General features: G+C 63.0%; 20 protein-coding genes. 9 read left to right on the top strand and 11 right to left on the bottom strand.

The window, feature by feature from the left end; translation table 11 throughout:
• Window positions 1-135: 135 nt before the first annotated feature.
• The 6 genes from P9254_RS03735 to P9254_RS03710 all read right to left on the bottom strand — a co-directional run bounded on the left by P9254_RS03735 (window position 136) and on the right by P9254_RS03710 (window position 4,526).
• Window positions 136-1,230, bottom strand: coding sequence for a methylenetetrahydrofolate reductase (locus tag P9254_RS03735; protein ID WP_278053686.1), 1,095 nt, complete (start codon window positions 1,228-1,230; stop codon window positions 136-138).
• Window positions 1,227-1,826 (bottom strand): methylenetetrahydrofolate reductase C-terminal domain-containing protein, encoded by a 600-nt coding sequence (locus P9254_RS03730; protein ID WP_066999668.1) that lies wholly within the window; start codon window positions 1,824-1,826, stop codon window positions 1,227-1,229. The genes P9254_RS03735 and P9254_RS03730 overlap by 4 nt, the downstream gene beginning before the upstream one ends.
• Complete coding sequence (locus P9254_RS03725) at window positions 1,819-2,121, bottom strand: virulence factor (RefSeq protein WP_066999671.1); 303 nt, start codon at window positions 2,119-2,121, stop codon at window positions 1,819-1,821. The genes P9254_RS03730 and P9254_RS03725 overlap by 8 nt, the downstream gene beginning before the upstream one ends.
• Before the next feature lie 135 nt (window positions 2,122-2,256).
• Window positions 2,257-3,039, bottom strand: a complete 783-nt coding sequence (locus P9254_RS03720; protein ID WP_278053687.1) for a formyl transferase — start codon at window positions 3,037-3,039, stop codon at window positions 2,257-2,259.
• Between the two features lie 114 nt (window positions 3,040-3,153).
• Complete coding sequence (locus P9254_RS03715; RefSeq protein WP_095829808.1) at window positions 3,154-3,729, bottom strand: DUF4893 domain-containing protein; 576 nt, start codon at window positions 3,727-3,729, stop codon at window positions 3,154-3,156.
• Window positions 3,730-3,896: 167 nt separating this feature from the next.
• Window positions 3,897-4,526 (bottom strand): DUF1638 domain-containing protein, encoded by a 630-nt coding sequence (locus P9254_RS03710; protein ID WP_095825677.1) that lies wholly within the window; start codon window positions 4,524-4,526, stop codon window positions 3,897-3,899.
• A 56-nt stretch (window positions 4,527-4,582) separates the two neighbouring features.
• On the opposite strand from P9254_RS03710, the gene P9254_RS03705 reads away from it, so the two are divergent.
• Window positions 4,583-4,720, top strand: a complete 138-nt coding sequence (locus P9254_RS03705; protein WP_019858698.1) for an entericidin A/B family lipoprotein — start codon at window positions 4,583-4,585, stop codon at window positions 4,718-4,720.
• Window positions 4,721-4,803: 83 nt separating this feature from the next.
• Here P9254_RS03705 and P9254_RS03700 read toward each other — a convergent pair whose 3' ends face one another.
• The gene (locus P9254_RS03700; protein ID WP_066999684.1) at window positions 4,804-5,502 is read right to left on the bottom strand and encodes a corrinoid protein; all 699 of its coding nucleotides are present in this window, start codon (window positions 5,500-5,502) and stop codon (window positions 4,804-4,806) included.
• 281 nt (window positions 5,503-5,783) lie between these two features.
• Here P9254_RS03700 and P9254_RS03695 point away from each other — a divergent pair, with 281 nt between their 5' ends.
• From P9254_RS03695 to P9254_RS03670, 6 genes are all read left to right on the top strand, one after another.
• Window positions 5,784-7,358 carry a trimethylamine methyltransferase family protein gene (locus P9254_RS03695; RefSeq protein WP_067329317.1) on the top strand — a complete coding sequence of 525 codons (1,575 nt, stop codon included), beginning with the start codon at window positions 5,784-5,786 and terminating at the stop codon, window positions 7,356-7,358.
• Between the two features lie 89 nt (window positions 7,359-7,447).
• Complete coding sequence (locus P9254_RS03690; protein WP_067329320.1) at window positions 7,448-8,137, top strand: hypothetical protein; 690 nt, start codon at window positions 7,448-7,450, stop codon at window positions 8,135-8,137.
• Window positions 8,138-8,241: 104 nt separating this feature from the next.
• Window positions 8,242-8,973 (top strand): dienelactone hydrolase family protein, encoded by a 732-nt coding sequence (locus P9254_RS03685; RefSeq protein WP_278053688.1) that lies wholly within the window; start codon window positions 8,242-8,244, stop codon window positions 8,971-8,973.
• A gap of 73 nt (window positions 8,974-9,046) precedes the next feature.
• Window positions 9,047-9,610, top strand: a complete 564-nt coding sequence (locus P9254_RS03680) for an RNA polymerase sigma factor (protein WP_067329326.1) — start codon at window positions 9,047-9,049, stop codon at window positions 9,608-9,610.
• A gap of 2 nt (window positions 9,611-9,612) precedes the next feature.
• Window positions 9,613-11,781: a vWA domain-containing protein gene (locus tag P9254_RS03675; protein ID WP_278053689.1), complete on the top strand. Its 2,169-nt coding sequence runs from the start codon at window positions 9,613-9,615 to the stop codon at window positions 11,779-11,781.
• A 137-nt stretch (window positions 11,782-11,918) separates the two neighbouring features.
• Window positions 11,919-12,197 (top strand): hypothetical protein, encoded by a 279-nt coding sequence (locus P9254_RS03670; protein WP_278053690.1) that lies wholly within the window; start codon window positions 11,919-11,921, stop codon window positions 12,195-12,197.
• Window positions 12,198-12,209: 12 nt separating this feature from the next.
• On the opposite strand, the gene bmt is transcribed toward P9254_RS03670, so the two are convergent.
• Both bmt and P9254_RS03660 read right to left on the bottom strand, forming a co-directional pair.
• Window positions 12,210-13,226 carry a betaine--homocysteine S-methyltransferase gene (bmt, locus tag P9254_RS03665; protein WP_278053691.1) on the bottom strand — a complete coding sequence of 339 codons (1,017 nt, stop codon included), beginning with the start codon at window positions 13,224-13,226 and terminating at the stop codon, window positions 12,210-12,212.
• Window positions 13,227-13,378: 152 nt separating this feature from the next.
• Window positions 13,379-14,236, bottom strand: a complete 858-nt coding sequence (locus tag P9254_RS03660) for a helix-turn-helix domain-containing protein (protein WP_095778490.1) — start codon at window positions 14,234-14,236, stop codon at window positions 13,379-13,381.
• Window positions 14,237-14,463: 227 nt separating this feature from the next.
• Between P9254_RS03660 and P9254_RS03655 the strand changes: the two genes are divergently transcribed.
• On the top strand, window positions 14,464-15,474 hold the full coding sequence (locus tag P9254_RS03655) for a fatty acid desaturase (protein ID WP_278053692.1): 1,011 nt from the start codon (window positions 14,464-14,466) through the stop codon (window positions 15,472-15,474).
• A gap of 75 nt (window positions 15,475-15,549) precedes the next feature.
• Complete coding sequence (locus tag P9254_RS03650) at window positions 15,550-16,395, top strand: phosphate/phosphite/phosphonate ABC transporter substrate-binding protein (protein ID WP_278053693.1); 846 nt, start codon at window positions 15,550-15,552, stop codon at window positions 16,393-16,395.
• Here the strand turns inward: P9254_RS03650 and P9254_RS03645 are convergent.
• Together P9254_RS03645 and P9254_RS03640 are read right to left on the bottom strand one after the other, a co-directional pair.
• The gene (locus tag P9254_RS03645; protein ID WP_278053694.1) at window positions 16,357-17,703 is read right to left on the bottom strand and encodes a M24 family metallopeptidase; all 1,347 of its coding nucleotides are present in this window, start codon (window positions 17,701-17,703) and stop codon (window positions 16,357-16,359) included. The two genes, P9254_RS03650 and P9254_RS03645, sit on opposite strands and share 39 nt — an antisense overlap.
• A 17-nt stretch (window positions 17,704-17,720) precedes the next feature.
• A complete protein-coding gene (locus P9254_RS03640) occupies window positions 17,721-19,229 on the bottom strand; it encodes an ArnT family glycosyltransferase (RefSeq protein WP_278053695.1) in 1,509 nt (502 codons plus the stop codon).
• Between the last annotated feature and the right edge of the window lie 90 nt (window positions 19,230-19,319).

The following is a 19,319-nucleotide window of genomic DNA, read 5'->3' as shown; positions in this document are numbered from 1 at the left end:
TCTCCGTCGGGATATAAAGAGTTCTTTATATCGTTATCTGGTCTTGTTCAAGCGGACGGGTGCCGGCCGCGCCTTGGACTTTAAGTTCATTTATGTCGTTGCCCCAAACCGGTTCTCACTTTTGGGCGACATACATCAATGCGCGGTCTTCACCATGTCGACCTGGGTTTCGGTAATCTCGTCGTGCAGTATGTGGTCGAGCCGCTCCGCGACGATCTGGTCGTCGCGGCGGATCTCCCGTTTCCAGGGCTGGCGGCCTTTCAGCACGCCGGATTCATCGACGATCTCGGCGACATACTCTTCCTGGCGGTAGGCCATCACATGGACGCCGGCGACGCCCGGAATTTCCTTCACCTCGTTGATGATGTCGATGCAGAGCTGCTTGCCTTCCTTCTTCTGGTCCTGCGCGCCTTCGAGCCGCTTGATCACCGCATCGGGGATATGGATGCCCGGCACGTTGGAGCGGATCCATTTGGCGGTCTTGGCAGAGGCGAGCGGCCCGACGCCGCACAGGATGAAGACTTTTTCGGTGTGGCCGAGGTCGCGCGCCTTTTGCATGAAGTTTCGGAACATCGGCACATCGAAGCAATATTGCGTCTGCACGAATTGCGCGCCGGCGGCAATCTTCTTGCCGAGATGGATGGGACGGAAATCGTAAGGCGGCGCGAAGGGGTTTACGGCAGCACCGAGGAAGACCTGCGGCGGCGTCGTCAGCTTGCGGCCGGACAGGAACTTGCCGTTGTCGCGCATGATGCGGATGGTTTCGAGCAGCGACATGGAATCGAGGTCGAAGACCGGCTTGGCGCCCGGCTGATCGCCGGCCTGCACGCCGTCGCCGGTGAGGCAGAGCATGTTGGCGACGCCCATTGCCGCCCCGCCCAGCACGTCGCCCTGAATGGCGATGCGGTTCTTGTCGCGGCACGCGATCTGCATGATCGGGGCGTAGCCCATGCGGGTCAAAAGCGCGCAGATGCCGACCGAAGACATGTGGCAGTTGGCGCCGGAGGCGTCGACCGCGTTGATGGCGTCGACCCAACCGTCGAAGATCTTGGCGCGGTTGTAGACGTCTTCCGGGTCGGCGCTGTCGGGCGGGTTGAGCTCGGTCGTCACCGCGAACTCGCCGCGGCGCAGCACGCGCTCCAACCGACCGCGCGACGAATGGCCGGGCAGGTGATCGAGCGGCAGGTGAACGCCGGCCGGGTTCTCGTCGCGCTGGTGGCGGATGCTCATGCTGAAGCTCCGGGGTTCTGCGGGTTCTGGGCGGCTTCACGCGCCGCGGCCGCCTGCGCGGTCACCCTGAGCCAGGCCGAGGTTTCGCGCAGCGACTGATCGACCGGCTTCTGCACGGTGAGGATCTTGTCGCCATGCTTCATGTTGCGGGAGCCTTCCCAGGCCTTGACCCAGACGCAGGGCATGTCCGGCTCGACCTCGCAATTGCCGTTGGCGCGCACGCCGCCGCACGGGCCGTTGCGCAGCTGCTTCGGGCAGTTCATCGGGCACGACATGCCAGTGGAGGAGAGCACGCACTGGCCGCACATGCGGCAGTCGAACATGAAGCCCTTGACGCGTTTCTCGACGAATTTCACCGGCGCTTCGACGCGGCCGTAGCCGATGCCCTTCCACAAAGGATGCAAGAGCAGGAAGACATCGGCGAACCTGCCATAAAACCATTCGAGCAGTCGCGAATGGCGGATGGACCACAACCTCACGGCAAAAGTGCGCTGAACGCGGCGTTGCGGCGACACGTCCGCAGGCTTGTAGTCGGACTTCGGCGCCGCCTTCTTGACCAGGGTCGCCTGGGTGACCGCCGGCTGCTTCTCAGACATTTTCTTTCCCGCCAGCCTTGACCAGAGCGACCAGCCGCTCGCGGTCATATTTCGTATCGAGTTCCTGGTAGGCCTTCTCGACCTCGGCTTCGATGTCGTCGCCGACCGGAACCGGATCGGCCTTACGCCATTCGGCGAGGTAATCGTCGGTGCCGCCGGCGCCCGTGCGCATGGCGCACATGTCGATCGCCTCGGTGAAGCGCAGCGGCAACTCGCGCTTGGCGTTCTGCCGGCCTTTCTTGACGATGACCTGCGCAGGGATATCGCGCCAATAGACGACGATCAGATCGGCCATGAATTCTCAACTCCTCGATGTTGGGAGCATTGCCGCATGCGCCCTTGTGCCGCTTGTTATGGGACGACGCGCGCGCCTTCAAAAGCGACGCTGGCGATGACGCAAAGCGAGTGCTGAATTTCCGACGCCGGCAGATTACCAGACGCGCTTCGTCAGGCCGGTCCAGAGGTAGGACCAAATCGTCGGGTGAAACCACTGTTTCGAGGGCAGGCCGGGATCGATCGTCGTAAGTTTTCCCGCCAGCGCCTCGGCCACTGCCTGGACGCAGATGTCGCGGGAAAATGCCGCCTGCCGCAGCGCGTAGCTGGCGATGGTGTCGCCGCGTTTCGACTTGCCGCGCGCCTGCTTCAGCACTCCGCCGGTGTCGACGCCGGCATCGACCAGATGCACAGTGGTGCCGAAATTCCCTCGATCACCGGAGGCCAGCGCCCAGTAGCCGCCATTCATGCCACGATATTTCGGGGCAATGCCGGCGTGATAGTTGAGCACCGGGCAAGGCATCTTCGCGAGCATATTCCTCGACAGCAGCCGGCAGCCGGCGAGGAGCACGACGCCCGGCCCGATCTTCTCAATCGCCTGAAGGCATTCCGGACCGTTGGCGGAAGGCACATGGATGATCGTCTGGGTCGGGCGAGGTTCTGTCTCGAGCTTTTCCTCGGCAATCAGCCGTGCAGCATGGCCGGCCAAGAACCGCTTGCCAAGCCTGGTCAGCACCATCGTGCCGAGCTGGCCGATGGCCGAGATCCAGCCCTGGCGGCGGGCGCGGCCGAGCAGCAAACGCTTTTTTGATTCAGGGGTTTCGAGGATGACACTCACAGGGCCGACGCGATCGGCGATGGCGTTAACGATTGCCCAGATATGCGGACCGCCTTCGGTGACGACAACAGTCCGCCGCGGACCGGATTCCGACGTTGCCATGGCAAGCACCCGCTCTCAAAGTCGGGCGCATGCTAGGGAGAGCGGGTTAACCCTTAGTGAGCCAATGGTCGCGCATGATCCTGGTCCGAAAACTCTGCAACTTTTCGGGCTCAGTCAGCGCTTGAATTCCATGATGTCGAGCTTCGATTCATAATAGGGCGCGGGGAATTCGATGCGCCACTCGGTGGCACTGTTGCGGAAGGCATAGCCCACTTGGTCGCTTTCGGCGCCGCTGCCATAGGGCTTGGCCTTTTCGTCATTGACCGAAAACGAGCCGAGATAGATGGCGCGCTTCTCACCGTCGTCGAAGAAGCGACCGGTGGTGCGCTGCGAGCCGCTGATCTTCTGCAGCCGCCAACCCGAGCCGTCCCCGGTGACCTTACACTTGAACCAGCCATAGATAACTAGCGGGCTCAAGCCGCCGGCCTTGATGGTGCGACATTTCCAGTTGCCGGTCAGATCCTTGTCGGAGAAAGCGACCAGCGGCTTGGCGAGCAGCGCATCGAGTTGCTTGACCTCAGCCGGATCGCCGGCCTTTGCCTCTTCGAGAGCCGCCTTGCGCGTTTCGCCATATTTATCCAGTCGCGCCTTGTCTGCGGCGGTGATCAGCTTCTGCAACTCGCCGTCGGCATAGGCGGGCAGGGCGAAGCCGATAAGGCAAAGGGCGGCAAGCAGCAGGCGAGGGATCATGGGCGTTTCCCGAATCGGTGGCTGGAATAGCTGTTTGGTCTGCTTGGGGCACAACTTACCCGTTCGCAGGCCGCTGTCATCCGGCTTGCCAGCGGAGGCGAGGGGGCTTCGTCTGCAAGCCGATCGTCCGTTCCGCTGGCCGCCGTTGAAGCAGCCCTGCTCGATCCTCAAGCGTTGGCTGCCGCCCGCGCCAGTTCGCTCGTCAGATCGCCATAGCCGGTCGAGCGGCGCTCGTAGGCGAGGCCGAGCATGGCGGCGGCTTTCTCGGCAACCTTGTCGAGATCCGGATCGTCGGTTTGCGCGAGATAGATCAGCTTCTCGTAATTGCCGAAATAGTCCTTGATAAGCTCGGGATGCCTGTCGAGCCCGAGCGGCTTGATGAAGAAGGCGTCGAATTGGCGACAGAGGAAGTCGGTCATGTAGAACGACATCATGTCGCCGTCGGCGACCTTCGCATAGGCGTCCATGCCCTGGTAGAAGGCGAAGCAATGCGGGCCGGCCATGCGCTCCACGCCATGCTTCTCGATCACGTGGTCGAGCATGCCGCCGGTGCCGCAATCGGCATAGCCGACGAAGATGTGGTTGTAGCCTTCCGCTTTGGCCTTTTCGATGGCCTTGTCCATGGCCGGCGCGATGCGGTCCGGATAGAAGTGGAACTCGGCCGGCAGGCAGGTCAACTCAAGGTGATCGAGCTTTAGCTGTTGCTTGACGGCCAAAACTTCGCGCGCAATCATCCCGCAGGCGATGACGAGCAGCCTGTCTGTTTGATTCGGTTTCGTTTTTTGCGTTTTGACCATGAACCAGTCGAGCCGGTTTTCGCTGCGGGGCTAATTATCTGTTGAGGGAGACACCCATGAAACTGCTACGCATCGCGCCGATTGCCATCCTTGCCTGCGCGCTTGCACTCACCGCCTGCGCCAACACCATTCGAGGCGTCGGCAAGGACGTCAAATCGACGGCGAGGGCGGTCAAAGACACTGTCGCCAACTGATCGTTCAGCCTCATCATCATCTGGGAACAAAAAAGCCGCGCTGCAAGGCGCGGCTTTTTTCGATCCATCCTGATGCCCTGGGATCAGGCGGAAGCGCGAACGTTGTGCTTGCGCTTCATGAAGTCCTTGGCGGTCTCGACCGCCACCGCGGCATCGCGGCAATAAGCGTCGGCGCCGACGGCCTTGCCGAATTCCTCGTTGAGCGGCGCACCGCCGACCAGCACGACGTAATCGTCGCGAATGCCCTTTTCCTTCATCGTGTCGATGACGACCTTCATATAGGGCATGGTCGTGGTGAGCAGCGCCGACATGCCGATGATGTCAGGCTGATGCTGCTCGATCGCTTCCAGATATTTCTCGACCGCATTGTTGATGCCGAGGTCGATGACATCGAAGCCGGCGCCTTCCATCATCATGCCGACGAGGTTCTTGCCGATGTCGTGGATGTCGCCCTTGACGGTGCCGATCACCATCTTGCCCTGCTTGGGCGCGCCGGTGGCGGCAAGCAGCGGGCGCAGGATGGCCATGCCGGCCTTCATGGCATTGGCCGAGAGCAGCACTTCCGGCACGAACAGGATGCCGTCGCGGAAATCTTCGCCGACGATGCGCATGCCTTCGACCAGCGCCTCGGTCAGCACCGTGTAGGGCTGCCAGCCGCGCTCAAGAAGGATATGCGTGCCTTCCTCGATCTCTTCCTTCAGCCCGTCATAAAGGTCGTCATGCATCTGCTGCACGAGTTCCTCGTCGGAAAGCTCGGAAAGGATGATCTCGTCGTCGGACATTTTTTCCTCGGGCTCCTTGCTGCTCGGAATGCTTGCTGCAGCTCAAAAATCGATGCGCCAATACCTAACCCGCGAGGGCAAGGTAGCCATAGCTGATTTGCGACTTCCCGCAAAAGGAAAGCGACTGAAAAGTTGGCGGTTTTCTTGTCGATTTTGCGACAGGCGTTGGCGCTGGCGGGCCGTTTCCAATAGGGTGCATGGCTACGATCCGGAAAGAAGCGGCGGCGAACCGGCCGCCAGCCAATTCAGGCCCAAATCTAAAATCTATAGGAAGAACGATCATGAGCGATAACGCGGCAGTCGAGCAGGAAGCGTCGGGCGGACGACGCGGACGCGGCGCCAGCGGCGGCGCGGCGGCCAGGCGCGCGGCGCGCGCAGGCGGCGGTCCGGGCACCCAGCTCACCTATATCAAGCGCAAGATCAACGTCTACGAGGTCCTCGACGAGGAAGGCCTGGCGCTGATCGAGAAGAACACAGACACGGTGCTGGAAGAGATCGGCATCATCTTCCGCGACGACGCCGAGGCGCTCGCGCTGTGGAAAGAGGCCGGCGCCGATGTGAAAGGCGAGCGCGTGCATTTTCCCAAGGGGCTTTGCCGCTCGCTGCTCAAGACCGCGCCTTCGATCTACACCCAGCATGCGCGCAATCCGGAGCGTTCGGTGCAGATCGGGGGCAAGGGAACGGTGTTCGCGCCGGTCTACGGCCCGCCCTTCGTGCGCGACCTCGACGGCAACCGCCGCTACGCAACGCTTGAGGATTTCCAGAATTTCGTGAAGCTCGCCTATATGGCGCCGTCGATCCACCATTCGGGCGGCACGGTATGCGAGCCGGTCGACGTGCCGGTCAATAAGCGCCATCTGGACATGATCTATTCGCATATCCGCTATTCGGACAAACCGTTCATGGGCTCGGTGACGGCGCCGGAGCGGGCCGAGGACACGGTGGCGATGGCCAAGATCGTGTTCGGCGAGGATTTCGTCGAGAACAACACGGTGCTGACCAGCCTGATCAACGCCAACTCGCCGATGGTGTTCGACGAGACCATGCTCGGTGCGCTGAAAGTCTATTCGCGCCACAACCAGGCCTGCATTGTCACGCCGTTCATCCTGGCCGGCGCGATGAGCCCGGTGACGGTTGCCGGAACGCTGACGCAGATCCTGGCCGAGGTGCTTGCCGGCGCCTCGTTCACGCAGCTGATCAGGCCCGGCGCGCCGGTGCTGTTCGGCACTTTCGCTTCGTCGATCTCGATGCAGTCGGGCGCGCCGACTTTCGGCACGCCGGAACCGTCGCTGGTCTCCTATGGCGCAGCGCAGCTCGCTCGCCGGCTAGGCCTGCCGTTCCGCACCGGCGGCTCGCTCTGCGCCTCGAAGGTCCCGGATGCGCAGGCGGCCTATGAGAGCGCCAACACGCTGAACTCGACCATCCTTGCCGGCACCAACTTCGTGCTGCATTCGGCCGGCTGGCTCGAGGGCGGACTGGCGTCCTGCTACGAGAAATTCATGATGGACATCGACCAGCTCGGCATGACTCAGAAATTCGCCGAGGGCGTCGACCTGTCGGAGAACGGCCAGGCGATGGACGCCATCCGCCAGGTCGGTCCGGGCAGCCACTATCTCGGCTGCGACCACACGCAGGCGAATTTCCAGACCGCCTTCTACCGCTCCAACATCGCCGACAACAATTCTTACGAGCAGTGGCTGGCCGAAGGCGAAAAGACAGCGCCGCAGCGCGCCAACGAGCTCGCCCGCCGCTGGCTGGAAAGCTACGAAGCACCGCATCTCGATCCGGCGATCGACGAGGCACTGAAGGATTTCATCGACAGGAAGAAGGCCTCGATGGCCGACGCCTTCACTTGAAAGGAGCCCGAGTCAGGCCGGGCTAAAGTCGCCAACATCATCCATAAGGAAGTCTGGCGGAGCGCGTTCTCCGACCCGGACAAGAAGGGATGATCTTTTCGCGCGGCACGATCGAAGGGACCGCGGCCGCGCTTGCCGCCCACGGCCTGATCCTTCGGGGCGGCTTTCGCTTCGCCAGTGATGAAACGGCGCCTGCGGGGCTTTCAGGCGCGCCTGCCAAGTCCGCCCTCCTGGTCGGGCAGGCCGGCGTCGCACTCTGGCCGCACTTCCAGCGCTGGCTTGGGCAGCGGGCCAGCGGGATCGTCAACCCGCTCGACACCTGGTCGCGGGAGGTGATCGGCGCGGTGGCGCAAGCGTTCGGCGCTCGCGCCGTGTCGCCCTCCGACAGGCCCTATCTGCCGTTCCAGCAATGGGCGATGCGGGCGGAAGGGTTGAAGCCGTCGCCGCTCGGCATCCTCATGCATCCGCAGTATGGGCTCTGGCATGCCTATCGCGGCGCGCTGCTGTTCGAGGAAGAGATTTTCCTCCCCGAACCTCAAGAACCGATTCATCTCTGCGACACATGCGTCGAAAAACCCTGCATGAAATCCTGCCCGATCGATGCCTATTCCGAACAGGGTTTTGCCCATGAAGCCTGTCTTGGGCATGTGCGCGGCCCCGGAGGCGGCCTGTGCCGCACGAGCGGCTGCCTCGACCGAAATGCATGTCCCTACGGGGCGGACTATCGCTATCCGCCAGAGGTGCAGGCCTTTCATATGGCGGCCTTTGTTCGGCTGTAAGATGAAGGCCAACCGCACGAAATCTTGAACGCCAGGCTCCGGGATTGTCTTGCCGGGCCGCTCCAGCCGGATATCTATCGCGCGGACAGACGACGGAGAGCAGCATGGCCAAGCAAGAGATCGAGATTGAAACCCGGGACGGGAAGGCCAAGGCCGGGCTGTTCCGACCGGCGGCGGCGGCCAGGGCCGGCGTCATCCTCTACATGGATATTTTTGGCCCGCGGCCGACGCTCGACCAGATGGCCGAACGCCTCGCAGGGCATGGCTACGCCGTGTTGGTGCCCGATCTGTTCTATCGCAGCGTGCCCTATGGACCGTTCGACCCGAAGACTGCGTTTGCTGAGGATAGGACCAGGGCTCAACTGACGGCGCTGAGCGGTGGCACCACGCAAGAGATGACCATCCGCGACAGCGCGGCCTTCCTCGATGCGCTCACTGCCGAAGGCCTGGACGGGCCGGTCGGCGTCGTCGGCTATTGCATGGGCGGCGCGCGGGCTCTCAATGCCGCCGCGGCCTATCCCGACCGCATTGCTGCCGCCGCCAGCTTCCACGGCGGCAATCTGGCAAGCGACGCGCCCGACAGCCCGCACCGGAAGGCGGCGTCGATCAAGGCACGCATCTACGTCGGGATCGCCGGCGTGGACCGTAGCTTTCCGCCGGAGCAATCAGCCCGGCTGGCAGAGGCGCTCAGGGTCGCCGAAGTCGACCACACGATCGAGAACTATGTCGGCGTCGGTCATGGCTGGTGCGTGAAGGACCACAGCGTCTATGACGAAGCGGGCGGCGAGCGCCATTGGAAGCGGCTGATCACGCTGTTCGCCGAAACCTTGGGGTAGGGTGCGGAGGCTGCCGCAAAAAAATCTTTCCATCGCCCCAAGGAATCGCCATTAGCCTTCGTCCAACAGGCAAATGACGGCGATGATGCTGGACGACAGCGAAGCCTCCGATGCCGAATTGATCGGGCGGGCGAGGGGCGGAGACCGGGGGGCTTTCGGCAAACTGCTCGAAAGGCACTATGGCTTCGTCTATCGCGCCGCCTATCGCTGGTGCGGCCGCAAGGCCGATGCCGAAGACATCGCCCAGGATGTCTGCGTGCGGCTCGGCCGGGCAATCCGCGACTATCAGGGCAATGGCGCGTTCACGACCTGGCTCTACGCCATGACACTGAACGCTTCGCGCGACATGATGCGCAAGCGCGCCCGCGACAGCGCCAAGACCGAGGCCTTCGGCACGTATGCGCTGATCGCGGGGGAGGGCTCGGCGGAAGCCCAGGACCCGGCCGAGGCGCTGTGGGCGGCGGTGCGCATGCTGCCGGACAAGCAGCGCGACGCGGTGCTGCTCGTCTATGGCGAAGGGTTGAGCCACGCGGCTGCGGCCGAGGTGATGGCGATCTCGGAGGCGACGGTTTCCTGGCACATCCATGAAGCGAAGAAACGGCTGAAGCTGCTCATGCGCTCAGCCGGGGAAGTGTGACCATGGTCGACGACAACGAACTCGAAAGGCTGCGCAATCTGGCAGTTCCGGCGCCGGACAGCGAAGCGCAAACGCGTGCGTTGGCCGCCGCGATGCACGCCTTCGACTTGAACGAAAAAATTTCGATCGCCCCCCAAGGATCGCCGGCAGGTCTTCGTCTCACGGAGCGAGCACAAAGGCTCTGGAGAGAGATCATGCAACGGAAACTCATTGCCACCCCGGCCCTGACCGCGCTGGTCGCGCTGCCTATCGCCGGCTATGCCGCTTTTGAGATGCTGAGGGAGCAGCCGCCCGTTATTTCAAACGGGAAGGTCACCGAAACGGTGGCCGACAAGCCGGTTGCGCAGAAGCCGATACCGAACCAGCCCGCGATCAGCGAGCCGCTGGCGGCCGCGCCTGCCAAGGAGAAGAAGACTGGCGCCGACAGCGAGAGGCGTGTCGAAGACGAGGCGCAGGTCGCACCGGCATCGCCGCCGAAAACTGAATTGAGCCGATCCGATAATCGGACCAGGCAGGAATACGGGGCGTTGAAGGACTTTGCCAAGCAAGTACCACAGGCGCTGCCTGCGCCGCCGCCTGCACCTGCGGAGGTTGACCAGCTGGCCGCCGGCGGACGCGCGAATGCCCAGGCGCCGGCAACCGCCATGCAGCCTGCAGAGATGCCGGCTGGCGCCGTCGCTGGTTTCGGGCCGATGGTTCAGCCGGCGCCCATGCCGGCCGATCAAATGCAGCCGCAAGAGCAAAACCGCGACCGCATCGAGACCTTCAAGACCAATCCGGTGCACCAAGCTGCCCAGGATCCGGTGTCGACCTTCTCGATCGATGTCGACACGGCGTCCTATTCCTTCGTCCGCCGCTCGCTGAAGGAAGGTATTCTGCCCGACCCAGGCACGGTCCGGGTCGAAGAGATGATCAACTACTTCCCTTATGACTGGAAGGGGCCAGACTCGGCCGCGACGCCGTTCAATTCGACTGTCACCGTCATGCCGACGCCCTGGAACGAGCGCACCAAGCTGATGCATGTTGCGATCAAGGGTTTTGACGTGAAGCCGGTCGAGGCGCCGAAGGCAAACCTGGTGTTCCTGATCGATGTTTCGGGTTCGATGGACGAGCCGGACAAGCTGCCGCTCTTGAAGTCGGCGTTCCGGTTGCTGGTCAGCAAGCTCAAGGCCGACGACACCGTCTCCATCGTCACCTATGCCGGCAATGCCGGCACGGTGCTGATGCCGACAAAGGCCGCGGAAAGGCAGAAGATTCTTGCAGCGATAGACAATCTGGAGCCAGGCGGTTCGACCGCCGGCGAGGCAGGCATCAAGGAAGCCTACAAACTTGCGCAGCAGTCTTTCGTCAAGGACGGCATCAACCGCGTGATGCTTGCCACCGACGGCGATTTCAACGTCGGCCAGACCGATGACGACGACCTCAAACGGTTGATCGAGAAGGAGCGCAAGACCGGCGTGTTTCTCTCGGTGTTCGGCTTCGGCCGCGGAAATCTCAACGACCAGATGATGCAGACCATCGCCCAGAACGGCAATGGCACGGCCGCCTATATCGACACGCTTGCCGAGGCCGAGAAGGTGCTGGTCGAGGACGCGTCCTCGACGCTGTTCACCATTGCCAAGGATGTGAAAATCCAAGTCGAGTTCAACCCGGCCAAGGTCTCGGAATACCGGCTGGTCGGCTATGAGACGCGGGCGCTCAAGCGCGAGGATTTCAACAATGACCGCGTCGACGCCGGCGATATCGGTTCCGGCCATTCGGTGACGGCGATCTACGAGGTCACGCCCAAGGGAAGCGGCGCCGAGCAGGTCGATCCGTTGCGCTATGGCGAGGCGAAGGTCGACAATGGCGGCGTTGCCAATGCGGGCGAATATGCCTTCGTAAAAATCCGCTACAAGCTGCCGAACGAGAATGTCTCGAAACTGATCACGACACCGGTGACCGCGGCCAACGAGGTGCCGTCCTTCGATGAAGCCGGCGTCGACCAGCGCTTTTCGGTCGCGGTCGCGGCTTTCGGGCAGAAGCTGCGCGACGCGGGTCAGACGGCGAATTTCGGCTACGACCGGATCCTGGAGATCGCCAACGCCGCGCGCGGCGCTGATCCGTTCGGCTACAGGGCGGAATTCCTGTCGCTGGTGCGGCTAGCCTCGTCGCTGGGCACCAACAGATAGGGCGGGTGCCGTCCATGGAACAAAAAGCCGGCGGAGGACCTGCCGGCTTTTGCTGATCGTTAAATTGCGCGGCTTTTCCGGAACTTGATCGCAATGCCCTCCTGTTAGTCAAAGCTGATAGAAGTGAGGGGCTGGAATTGCATATCACCGGGAACGTGACGCCGACTGCGGGCAATCTTCAGACGCGAGCACCGTCCGCTCCGTCGGCGGAATCCGCGCGGATCAGGAATAATGTCGATGCCGCCCGCGACACGGCGCTCTCTGCGCTCAACAACGACCGCTTTCGCGTGATGCTGGAGCAGATCAGCGACCCGCGCGCGTCCGGCGCGTTGATGACGATGGGCGCAGACAGCAAGAACAGCGCCGCCACCGATCTCGGTACGGCGCTGTCGCGCTACGCTGAAAACAGCGAATAGAACAGGCCAACTTCAGGCCCGGCTGCGCCGGCGTTCGCGACGGCCTTCGCCTGCCTCGGCAGCGCTCGCTATCTTGTTGCGCATCGGCCCGATGCGCTCGACGATGCTCTCGACCGTCGGACGCGCCGACTTGGCGTGCGCGTCGAGCGCCTTGCGCATGGCGGCAAGGTGAGCGAACGAGGTGCCGCAGCAGCCGCCGACGATTTTGGCGCCGGCATCGACTGCCAGCCGGACATAGTCGGCCATCAGTTCCGGCGTGCCGGAATAGTGGATTTCGCTGCCGCGGAATTCCGGAATGCCGCAATTGCCCTTGACGATCACGGTGGCTTCCGGCTTCGCGTCGGTCATGTCGAGCAGCGAGGCCAGGATGTCGGCTGCGCCGACGCCGCAATTGGCGCCCACCCCAAGTGGAGCCTGCGATAGTCCATCCGCAACGCCGTGGATATCCTTGGGCAACAGCCCCATCATGGTGCGGCCGGCCGTATCGAAGGAACCGGTATAGGTGTAGGGCAGGCCGACACGGATCGCGGCTTCGGCCGCGGCGCGGATCTCATCCGGCGCCGACATGGTCTCGATCCAGGCGACTTCGGCTCCGCCGGCCTTCAAGCCCTCGATCTGCTCGGCGAAGGCATCCACCGCTTCCTCATAGGACATAGCGCCGAGCGGCACCAAAAGCTCGCCGGTCGGGCCGACGGAGCCGGCAACGATCACCTTGCGGCCTGCCTTGTCGGACACCGAACGGGCAATTTCGGCGGCGCGCTTGTTCAAGTCATGCACGCGGTCCTGAGCGTGATGCAGCTTCAGCCGATGACGGGTGCCGCCGAAGGAATTGGTCAGGATGATGTCGGCGCCGGCATCGACGAAATTCTGATGCAGCGCGGCGATGGTGTCGGGCGCCGTCTCGTTGAGCAGCTCGGGGGCTTCGCCGGCCTCAAGTCCCATCGCGAATAAATTGGTCCCGGTGGCGCCGTCGGCCAGCAGCACGCCTTTTTCGGCAAGCAATGCGTCGATCGGATTGGTGGCGGTCATGGCTCTGGCTTTCGTATCCTGAATTCAAATAACGATATAAAGAAGTCTTTATATCTAGTCAACGAATATGAGGCCCGCTCTTGCGTGAGTTTCCTAAAACGACGGTCGGCCAGGTTGGTCGCCGCATGCCAGCATTGCGATAGCGGCCGCGTTCAGACAGAGCCTGAGGTGAAGGAGATGCCGGCCAGTTTCTGCGTGAAGCTCGCAGCCTCATGCGCGTTGACATCGGCGGCTCGGATCAGATTGTCGAAGTGGCTGGTCAGGGTACGGACCGGCTGGGTGGCGTTCAACACCAGATACATATCGCCGACATAGATTGCGGCGCGGTACGGCCCGAAGATCGTATAAGGGATCGAATAGCGCATGCGGCCGTCATAGAGGAACAGGCGGAAGGTCGGGTAAAGGTCGTCGAGGAGCGTTGCCATGTGCAGCAATTGCCGGCGGCGCTCGGCTTCCGGGAACCGGTCCCAGACGCCGAGCCCGCGTGCGAAAATCTCCAGCGTATGGCGCGGCATGCAGACCTCCATGTCGGTCTCGGGCCGCCTGTTGTAGTCGATGCGGTATTGCGTTTCGCCGGCCTGCGCCTCGCGGCTCTTGTTGGTAATGCCGGCCTCGTATTCGACAAGGGCCTCGGTGCGCAGGAGGTCCGGAATGCCCGCCGGCACGTAGCGGATCTTGGTGCCGACCGCCTCGGCGTGCCATTTGGCAAGTAGCGTGCGGTCAAAGCCGTCCGGCGCCTCCTCGATCTCGAGGCTTTCGCGAATCTCGCCGGTGACGCCTTCGTCCTGGCTAAGGCCCAGCAGCCAGTCGAGCGATACCTTGAACTCGGCGGCAATGTTGAGAAGCGTCTCGGCGCGGGGCAGGCGCGTCGAGGCGCCCGACAGGAGTTGCGACAGCGCCGAACGATCGATGCCGACGGCGCTCGCGAAGGCCGACTGGTTCAAGTCCGAGCGTGTCAAGAGCAATTTCAGGCGCTCTCGGAAGACCGTCGACAGATCACGCTTGTCCATCACGCCGCTCCTTTCCAGTGGAGGAAAAATTGCGCCCAGGCCTGCTGGTTAGGTGCTCAGGCGCAAATGAATCCCCAAATCTGTTTACAATATATAACATCTGCAGCTAAAAATGCGCATTCGCAACAGATTGTTCACTTTGTCGCGTTGCGACAACGACAGGCTCCTGACACAATGCTGTCAGGAATCAAAGTGGTTCCGGCGACTGGAAGGCAGTGGTCGATAGCATGACTGGCATACGCAAGAGACATAGCAGCACACCGGCCGTGGAATGGCCGACAGTATTCCTCACACTGTTCTGTTATGGCGCCTGGCTTGCCACCGGCTTCCTGCTTTGGCCTTCCTATCCGCTGCTGGCCCTTGTCGCCTTGGCCTTGATACTGGCCCTGCAATCCTCGCTGATGCACGAAGTGCTGCATGGCCATCCGACCCGCAACGCCAACATCAACGAGGCCTTCGTCATCCTGCCGATCGGGCTGGTCTGGCCGTTCCGCCGTTTCAAGGCGATCCATCTTCGCCACCACGCCGACGAGCGGCTGACCGACCCGCTCGACGATCCGGAAAGCTATTACCAGGGGCTCTGGATGCATGCGGAAATGCCGCCAGCGATGAAGGTCCTGCTCAAGATCAACAACACAATGGTCGGCCGCTTCGTTCTCGGACCTTGGCTGTCGTCGATCGGCTTCTTCCTCGAAGACGCCAGACAGATGGCCGCCGGCGACAAGGCGATCCGCAAAGCCTGGCTGCTGCATGCGGTCGGACTTGCAGTGGTCGTGCCGATCGTGACCTTCGGCTTCGGCATCCCGCTCTGGCTCTACATACTGGGGCCGGTGTGGCTCGGCCAGTCCCTGATTTCGGTGCGCACCTATGCCGAGCATCAGTGGTCGGAACACCCGGAGGGCCGCACGATCATCGTCGAGCGGTCGCCGCTCTCCTTCCTGTTCCTCAACAACAACCTGCATTTCGTGCACCACAAGAGCCCGACCGTCGCCTGGTACAGACTGCCGAAGATGTTTCGCGATCGCCGCGAAGAATGGCTGCGGATGAACAACGGCTACGTCTATCCGAATTATTTCGCGCTGATCAAATCATTTGCCTTCAAGGCCAAGGAGCCGGTGGTGCATCCGGTGCTGCGCCGCGCGCCCGAACCCGGCCGTGCCTTCAAGCCGCGCATCAGAGCGCGTAATGTGAGTGGACTTGGCACGGCTCCGGTGCCGGCTGAGCCGCCGAAAGAGTAATTTCGAACTTTCGCGACTGCTTTATCGCCGCGGAATTCAGGCGCCGATGACCGCCTGTTTTGAAAGCTGTTCGTCATGAGCAAGTTGATTGCGGCTCTGCCGATGTATGACTGGCCGGAAGTTCGCGGCGAGATCGACGCGCAATGGGCGCAGCTCCGCGACGCTTTTCGACGGAGGGGTATCGACGCGCCGGAAAGAATGGCGCGCAGCAATCGCGACCTGCCGCCGGTGTCCGGCGGCATCCAAGACGGCGCCGGGAAGCTGATAGCGCCCGACCCCGCGACATTGCCCCCGGACGAGTTCGATTTTCACCAGCTCTGGCTGAGCCCGGCGCTGCTTTTCGGACAGACCTGCTGGGGGCCGATGGAGCTCGGCCTTGCCAGGCATGTGCAGGTGGTCGCTCAGCCAGACTATGACGCCTTCGAGGGGGGGCAGGGCGAGCTCTATTCCAGCGCGCTGGTGATGCCGGCTGATGGCGGGACGTCGGTTGGCTCGCCCGAGGATGGCAAGGCCGTCATCCCGCTCGATCTCATCCGCGGCAAGCGCTTCATCTTCAACAATCCGGATTCGATGTCCGGGCTGCTCGGGCTGACGCGCGACCTGGAGGCGATCGGCGAAAGTCTGGGCGTCTTCGCCTCGTGCGGCGAAAGCGGCGGCCACCGGTCGTCGATCGTCGCCATCGCCGAGGGCAGGGCCGATATCGCCGCCATCGACTGCCAGAGCTGGGCATTGGCGCAGCGATTCGAGCCGGCGGCGCGGCGCGTGAAAGTGGTCGGCTGGACGACCAGGCGGAAGGGATTGCCGTTTATCTCGGCCAGGGCCACATCGGCGGACGTCGTTGCGTCCATGCGCGAGGCCATCGCCGAGCTTGGCTTGGACGGGTCAGTTTCCAAGCAGCTTTTCGTCGAGCGGGTAGGCTGAGAGTTTTTCGTTGCCGGTCTCGGTGATGAGGATCTGCTCCTCGATCTTGACGCCCTCGCGGCCGCCGAGCCTGCCGATATAGCTTTCCACGCACAGCACCATACCGGGTTCCAGGACGCCATCCGGCGTGTCGTCCGTCCAGTCGCTGGCATGCGGCAGGGTCGGATATTCGTCCGCCAGACCGACGCCGTGGTAGAGCACGCCGTAGCGCGCCGGAAAGCAGTCTCCCGGCGGCACGGCGGAGCGTTCGACGAGATCGCGAAAGGAAATGCCCGGCCGCATCAATACCGTGTTGTGGGCGATCTGGTCGGCGGCGATGCGGAACAGGTCATGCTGCTCGTCGGACGGCCGGCCATCGCCGCAGAGCCAGGTGCGCGAGAGGTCGGCGCAAAATCCATAGGGACCGATGAGGTCGGTGTCGAAGGCGACGAGATCGCCGTCCTCGACGATGCGCGACGAGCATTCCTGGAACCAGGGGTTGGTGCGCGGCCCGGACGACAGAAGCCGGGTCTCGATCCATTCGCCCCCGCGCGCGATGTTGCCGCGATGCAGTTCCGCCCAGAGCTCGTTCTCGGAAATGCCAGGCTTCAGCGCCCCTTCCATCTCGCCCATCGCCGCCTCGCAGGCGACAATGGCGCGGCGCATGGCGAGGATCTCGTCGGGCGACTTTATGAGGCGCGCATTCTCCATCACCGCCTCGCCATTGCCGACCGTGATGCCGCGGCGGGCAAGCTCTTCGACACCTTCCGGATTAATGTGGTCGACGGCGATCCGCCTACTGCCGCCGCCGTGCTCGGCAAGGAGCTCGGCGATGCCGGCTGCCCAGCGACGGACCTTCTTGTCGGTCAGCTCGCCGCTATAAAGATACATCCACGACACCGCCGGTCGCACCTCGTCGACGACGCCGGCGTGTTCCGACAAATGCTCGCAGGAGAAATAGTCGAACAGCACCACAGGGCCTTCTGTGGCGACGAAACAGTGGCGGGTCGGGTTGTGCGCGACCCAGAGCTGCATGTTGGTCGAATCCGTCGCGTAGCGGATGTTGACCGGGTCGTAGAGCAGGGCGCCGGCATAGTCGCGGCGCCTGAGCTCGGCGCGGATGCGCTCGAGCCGATAGCTTCGCATGGCAGGCAGGTCTGGAGCGGCGATGCCTGCCGCCGCCCATTCGGCTTCGGCTACCGCGCCATAGCCCAGAGCGTGCTGGTTGAGCGCGGCAGCCTTCTCGCGGGAGGCGGCGCGCAGCGCCTCGACGGAGCCGGGTTCGAACGGCATGATCTTGCGGTGGCGGCCGAAACGTTGTGTGTCCATGCGGTCCCCCTGGCTGTCTATTGCGGCGTCATCTTGTGCAGCCTGGTGATCGTGACCTGGCGCGGGGCGTTCCCCAACTGCGGCACCGCGATGCGCCGATGGACGGTGTCCATCACATAGCCGGCCTCGGTGATCCTCTTGAAGATGACGGAAGCCGGCTCCTCGTCATCCGCGAGCACAAGCACCGCGGGCTCGCGGATCGATTTGGCGAAATCGGGTATCTCGTCGTCGAGCACGATGAGATCGGGATCGACGAGGCGGAGATTGCCGATCCAGAACCAGCTTGAGACCACAGTGCCGACCGGTCCGTCGACTGTCAGCTGACGATGGAGCGAAGCGTAGTCCATGCGCACGATGCTGCCGCGGTTGTCGCCGCCGTGGACCTGCATGTACCAGCTTACCGGAAGCACCAGGATGGCCATCACGGCGCCGACGAAGACGATTGTAGCCTGCGTCTTCCTGCCCCTTTCCCCCATCGCGTCCAGCCGCATGGCAATGGCGACCGGCAACAGCACGAATACGGGCAGTATCCAGCGATCGCGAAACTGTGTGATGCCTCCCGCCAGCACCACCACGAGCGTGATCAGCAAGGCGAAGCCTATCGCTCGCCAGACCAGCGTCTCTGGCCACGGTGCGGCCTCGGGCGGTGGTGCGGATTGCTTGCGCGCCAGGAAAAACGCGACAGCAAAGATCGTGGCCGGCAGCCCGGCGAAATTGAGTATCGCATTGCCCAAGCCGCGGATGCCGCGAGACAGGGTCTTTGCCGCGCTGCCCCCCTCGGCGACGCCCAGGCCACCGCTGTGCGCCAGCAGGTCTCCCAGATGCGTGAGGCTCCAGTAGAATGTGGGCAGGCAGGCGAGGATCGCCACAACCACACTGATCAGGAAACGGCGATCGAAGATCGCCTCACGTGTTTCGCGGACGGACAGCGCCGCAAGGAACAGCGCAGCGAGAAAGATCACCTCATTGTATTTCGACAGCATTGCGGCGGCGGTCGCCAAGCCAAGCAGCACATACGCGGTAGTCGAGCGCCGTTTCTGCAACTCGGCGACTGCCAGGAGCAGCAGCGATGAAAAGCAAAAAACCGCGACCGAGTGGGTGAGGGCATGCTGCATCTCCCATACGATCTGTGGAAACAGCAGCAGGCCGAACATGGCGGCGGTCGCCGCGCGGGCTGAGTAGCCCAGGCGGCGCACTGTGGCGAAGGACGCGACCAATCCACCGGCCAGCAGCGTGTATTTGACGATCTTGAGCGCGAGAATGCTGGTTCCAACCAGCGAGGCCGTGAGGATGCCGAACCAGGTGTATAAAGGCGGCTGCGAGCCGCCATAGCCGGCCGCGAGGAAGCGCATCGCCATCAACTGTTCGGCGTCGTCGACGCCGACGCCGGTGCCCACGAAATGGGACGAGAGCGGCATAACCACGATCTGGACCAGGCAATAGGCAAGTGCAAACGCGATTGCGGCACTGAAAGGGCCGACCCGTTCATCGCAGAGCCAGTCGGTCCATTTCTCCAGCTGCCGCAAGGGTCGTCTTCTCATCTGATGCGTTGGTGGCCGGTTGGTATATAGCCGGCCACCAACACGATCCGAAAGCGGTACATTGCGGCTTCCTGG

The organism is Mesorhizobium sp. WSM4983, assembly GCF_029625765.1.
In the GTDB taxonomy this organism is placed as follows: domain Bacteria; phylum Pseudomonadota; class Alphaproteobacteria; order Rhizobiales; family Rhizobiaceae; genus Mesorhizobium.
This window is presented reverse-complemented; position numbering and strand designations above follow the sequence as displayed.

Bases quoted from the DNA above. Each gene is read 5' to 3' on its own strand.
- P9254_RS03735 (WP_278053686.1), bottom strand. From the start codon at position 1,230: ATGAGCATCCGCCACCAGCGCGACGAGAACCCGGCCGGCGTTCACCTG.
- P9254_RS03730 (WP_066999668.1), bottom strand. From the start codon at position 1,826: ATGTCTGAGAAGCAGCCGGCGGTCACCCAGGCGACCCTGGTCAAGAAG.
- P9254_RS03725 (WP_066999671.1), bottom strand. From the start codon at position 2,121: ATGGCCGATCTGATCGTCGTCTATTGGCGCGATATCCCTGCGCAGGTC.
- P9254_RS03720 (WP_278053687.1), bottom strand. From the start codon at position 3,039: ATGGCAACGTCGGAATCCGGTCCGCGGCGGACTGTTGTCGTCACCGAA.
- P9254_RS03715 (WP_095829808.1), bottom strand. From the start codon at position 3,729: ATGATCCCTCGCCTGCTGCTTGCCGCCCTTTGCCTTATCGGCTTCGCC.
- P9254_RS03710 (WP_095825677.1), bottom strand. From the start codon at position 4,526: ATGGTCAAAACGCAAAAAACGAAACCGAATCAAACAGACAGGCTGCTC.
- P9254_RS03705 (WP_019858698.1), top strand. From the start codon at position 4,583: ATGAAACTGCTACGCATCGCGCCGATTGCCATCCTTGCCTGCGCGCTT.
- P9254_RS03700 (WP_066999684.1), bottom strand. From the start codon at position 5,502: ATGTCCGACGACGAGATCATCCTTTCCGAGCTTTCCGACGAGGAACTC.
- P9254_RS03695 (WP_067329317.1), top strand. From the start codon at position 5,784: ATGAGCGATAACGCGGCAGTCGAGCAGGAAGCGTCGGGCGGACGACGC.
- P9254_RS03690 (WP_067329320.1), top strand. From the start codon at position 7,448: ATGATCTTTTCGCGCGGCACGATCGAAGGGACCGCGGCCGCGCTTGCC.
- P9254_RS03685 (WP_278053688.1), top strand. From the start codon at position 8,242: ATGGCCAAGCAAGAGATCGAGATTGAAACCCGGGACGGGAAGGCCAAG.
- P9254_RS03680 (WP_067329326.1), top strand. From the start codon at position 9,047: ATGACGGCGATGATGCTGGACGACAGCGAAGCCTCCGATGCCGAATTG.
- P9254_RS03675 (WP_278053689.1), top strand. From the start codon at position 9,613: ATGGTCGACGACAACGAACTCGAAAGGCTGCGCAATCTGGCAGTTCCG.
- bmt (WP_278053691.1), bottom strand. From the start codon at position 13,226: ATGACCGCCACCAATCCGATCGACGCATTGCTTGCCGAAAAAGGCGTG.
- P9254_RS03660 (WP_095778490.1), bottom strand. From the start codon at position 14,236: ATGGACAAGCGTGATCTGTCGACGGTCTTCCGAGAGCGCCTGAAATTG.
- P9254_RS03655 (WP_278053692.1), top strand. From the start codon at position 14,464: ATGACTGGCATACGCAAGAGACATAGCAGCACACCGGCCGTGGAATGG.
- P9254_RS03650 (WP_278053693.1), top strand. From the start codon at position 15,550: ATGAGCAAGTTGATTGCGGCTCTGCCGATGTATGACTGGCCGGAAGTT.
- P9254_RS03645 (WP_278053694.1), bottom strand. From the start codon at position 17,703: ATGGACACACAACGTTTCGGCCGCCACCGCAAGATCATGCCGTTCGAA.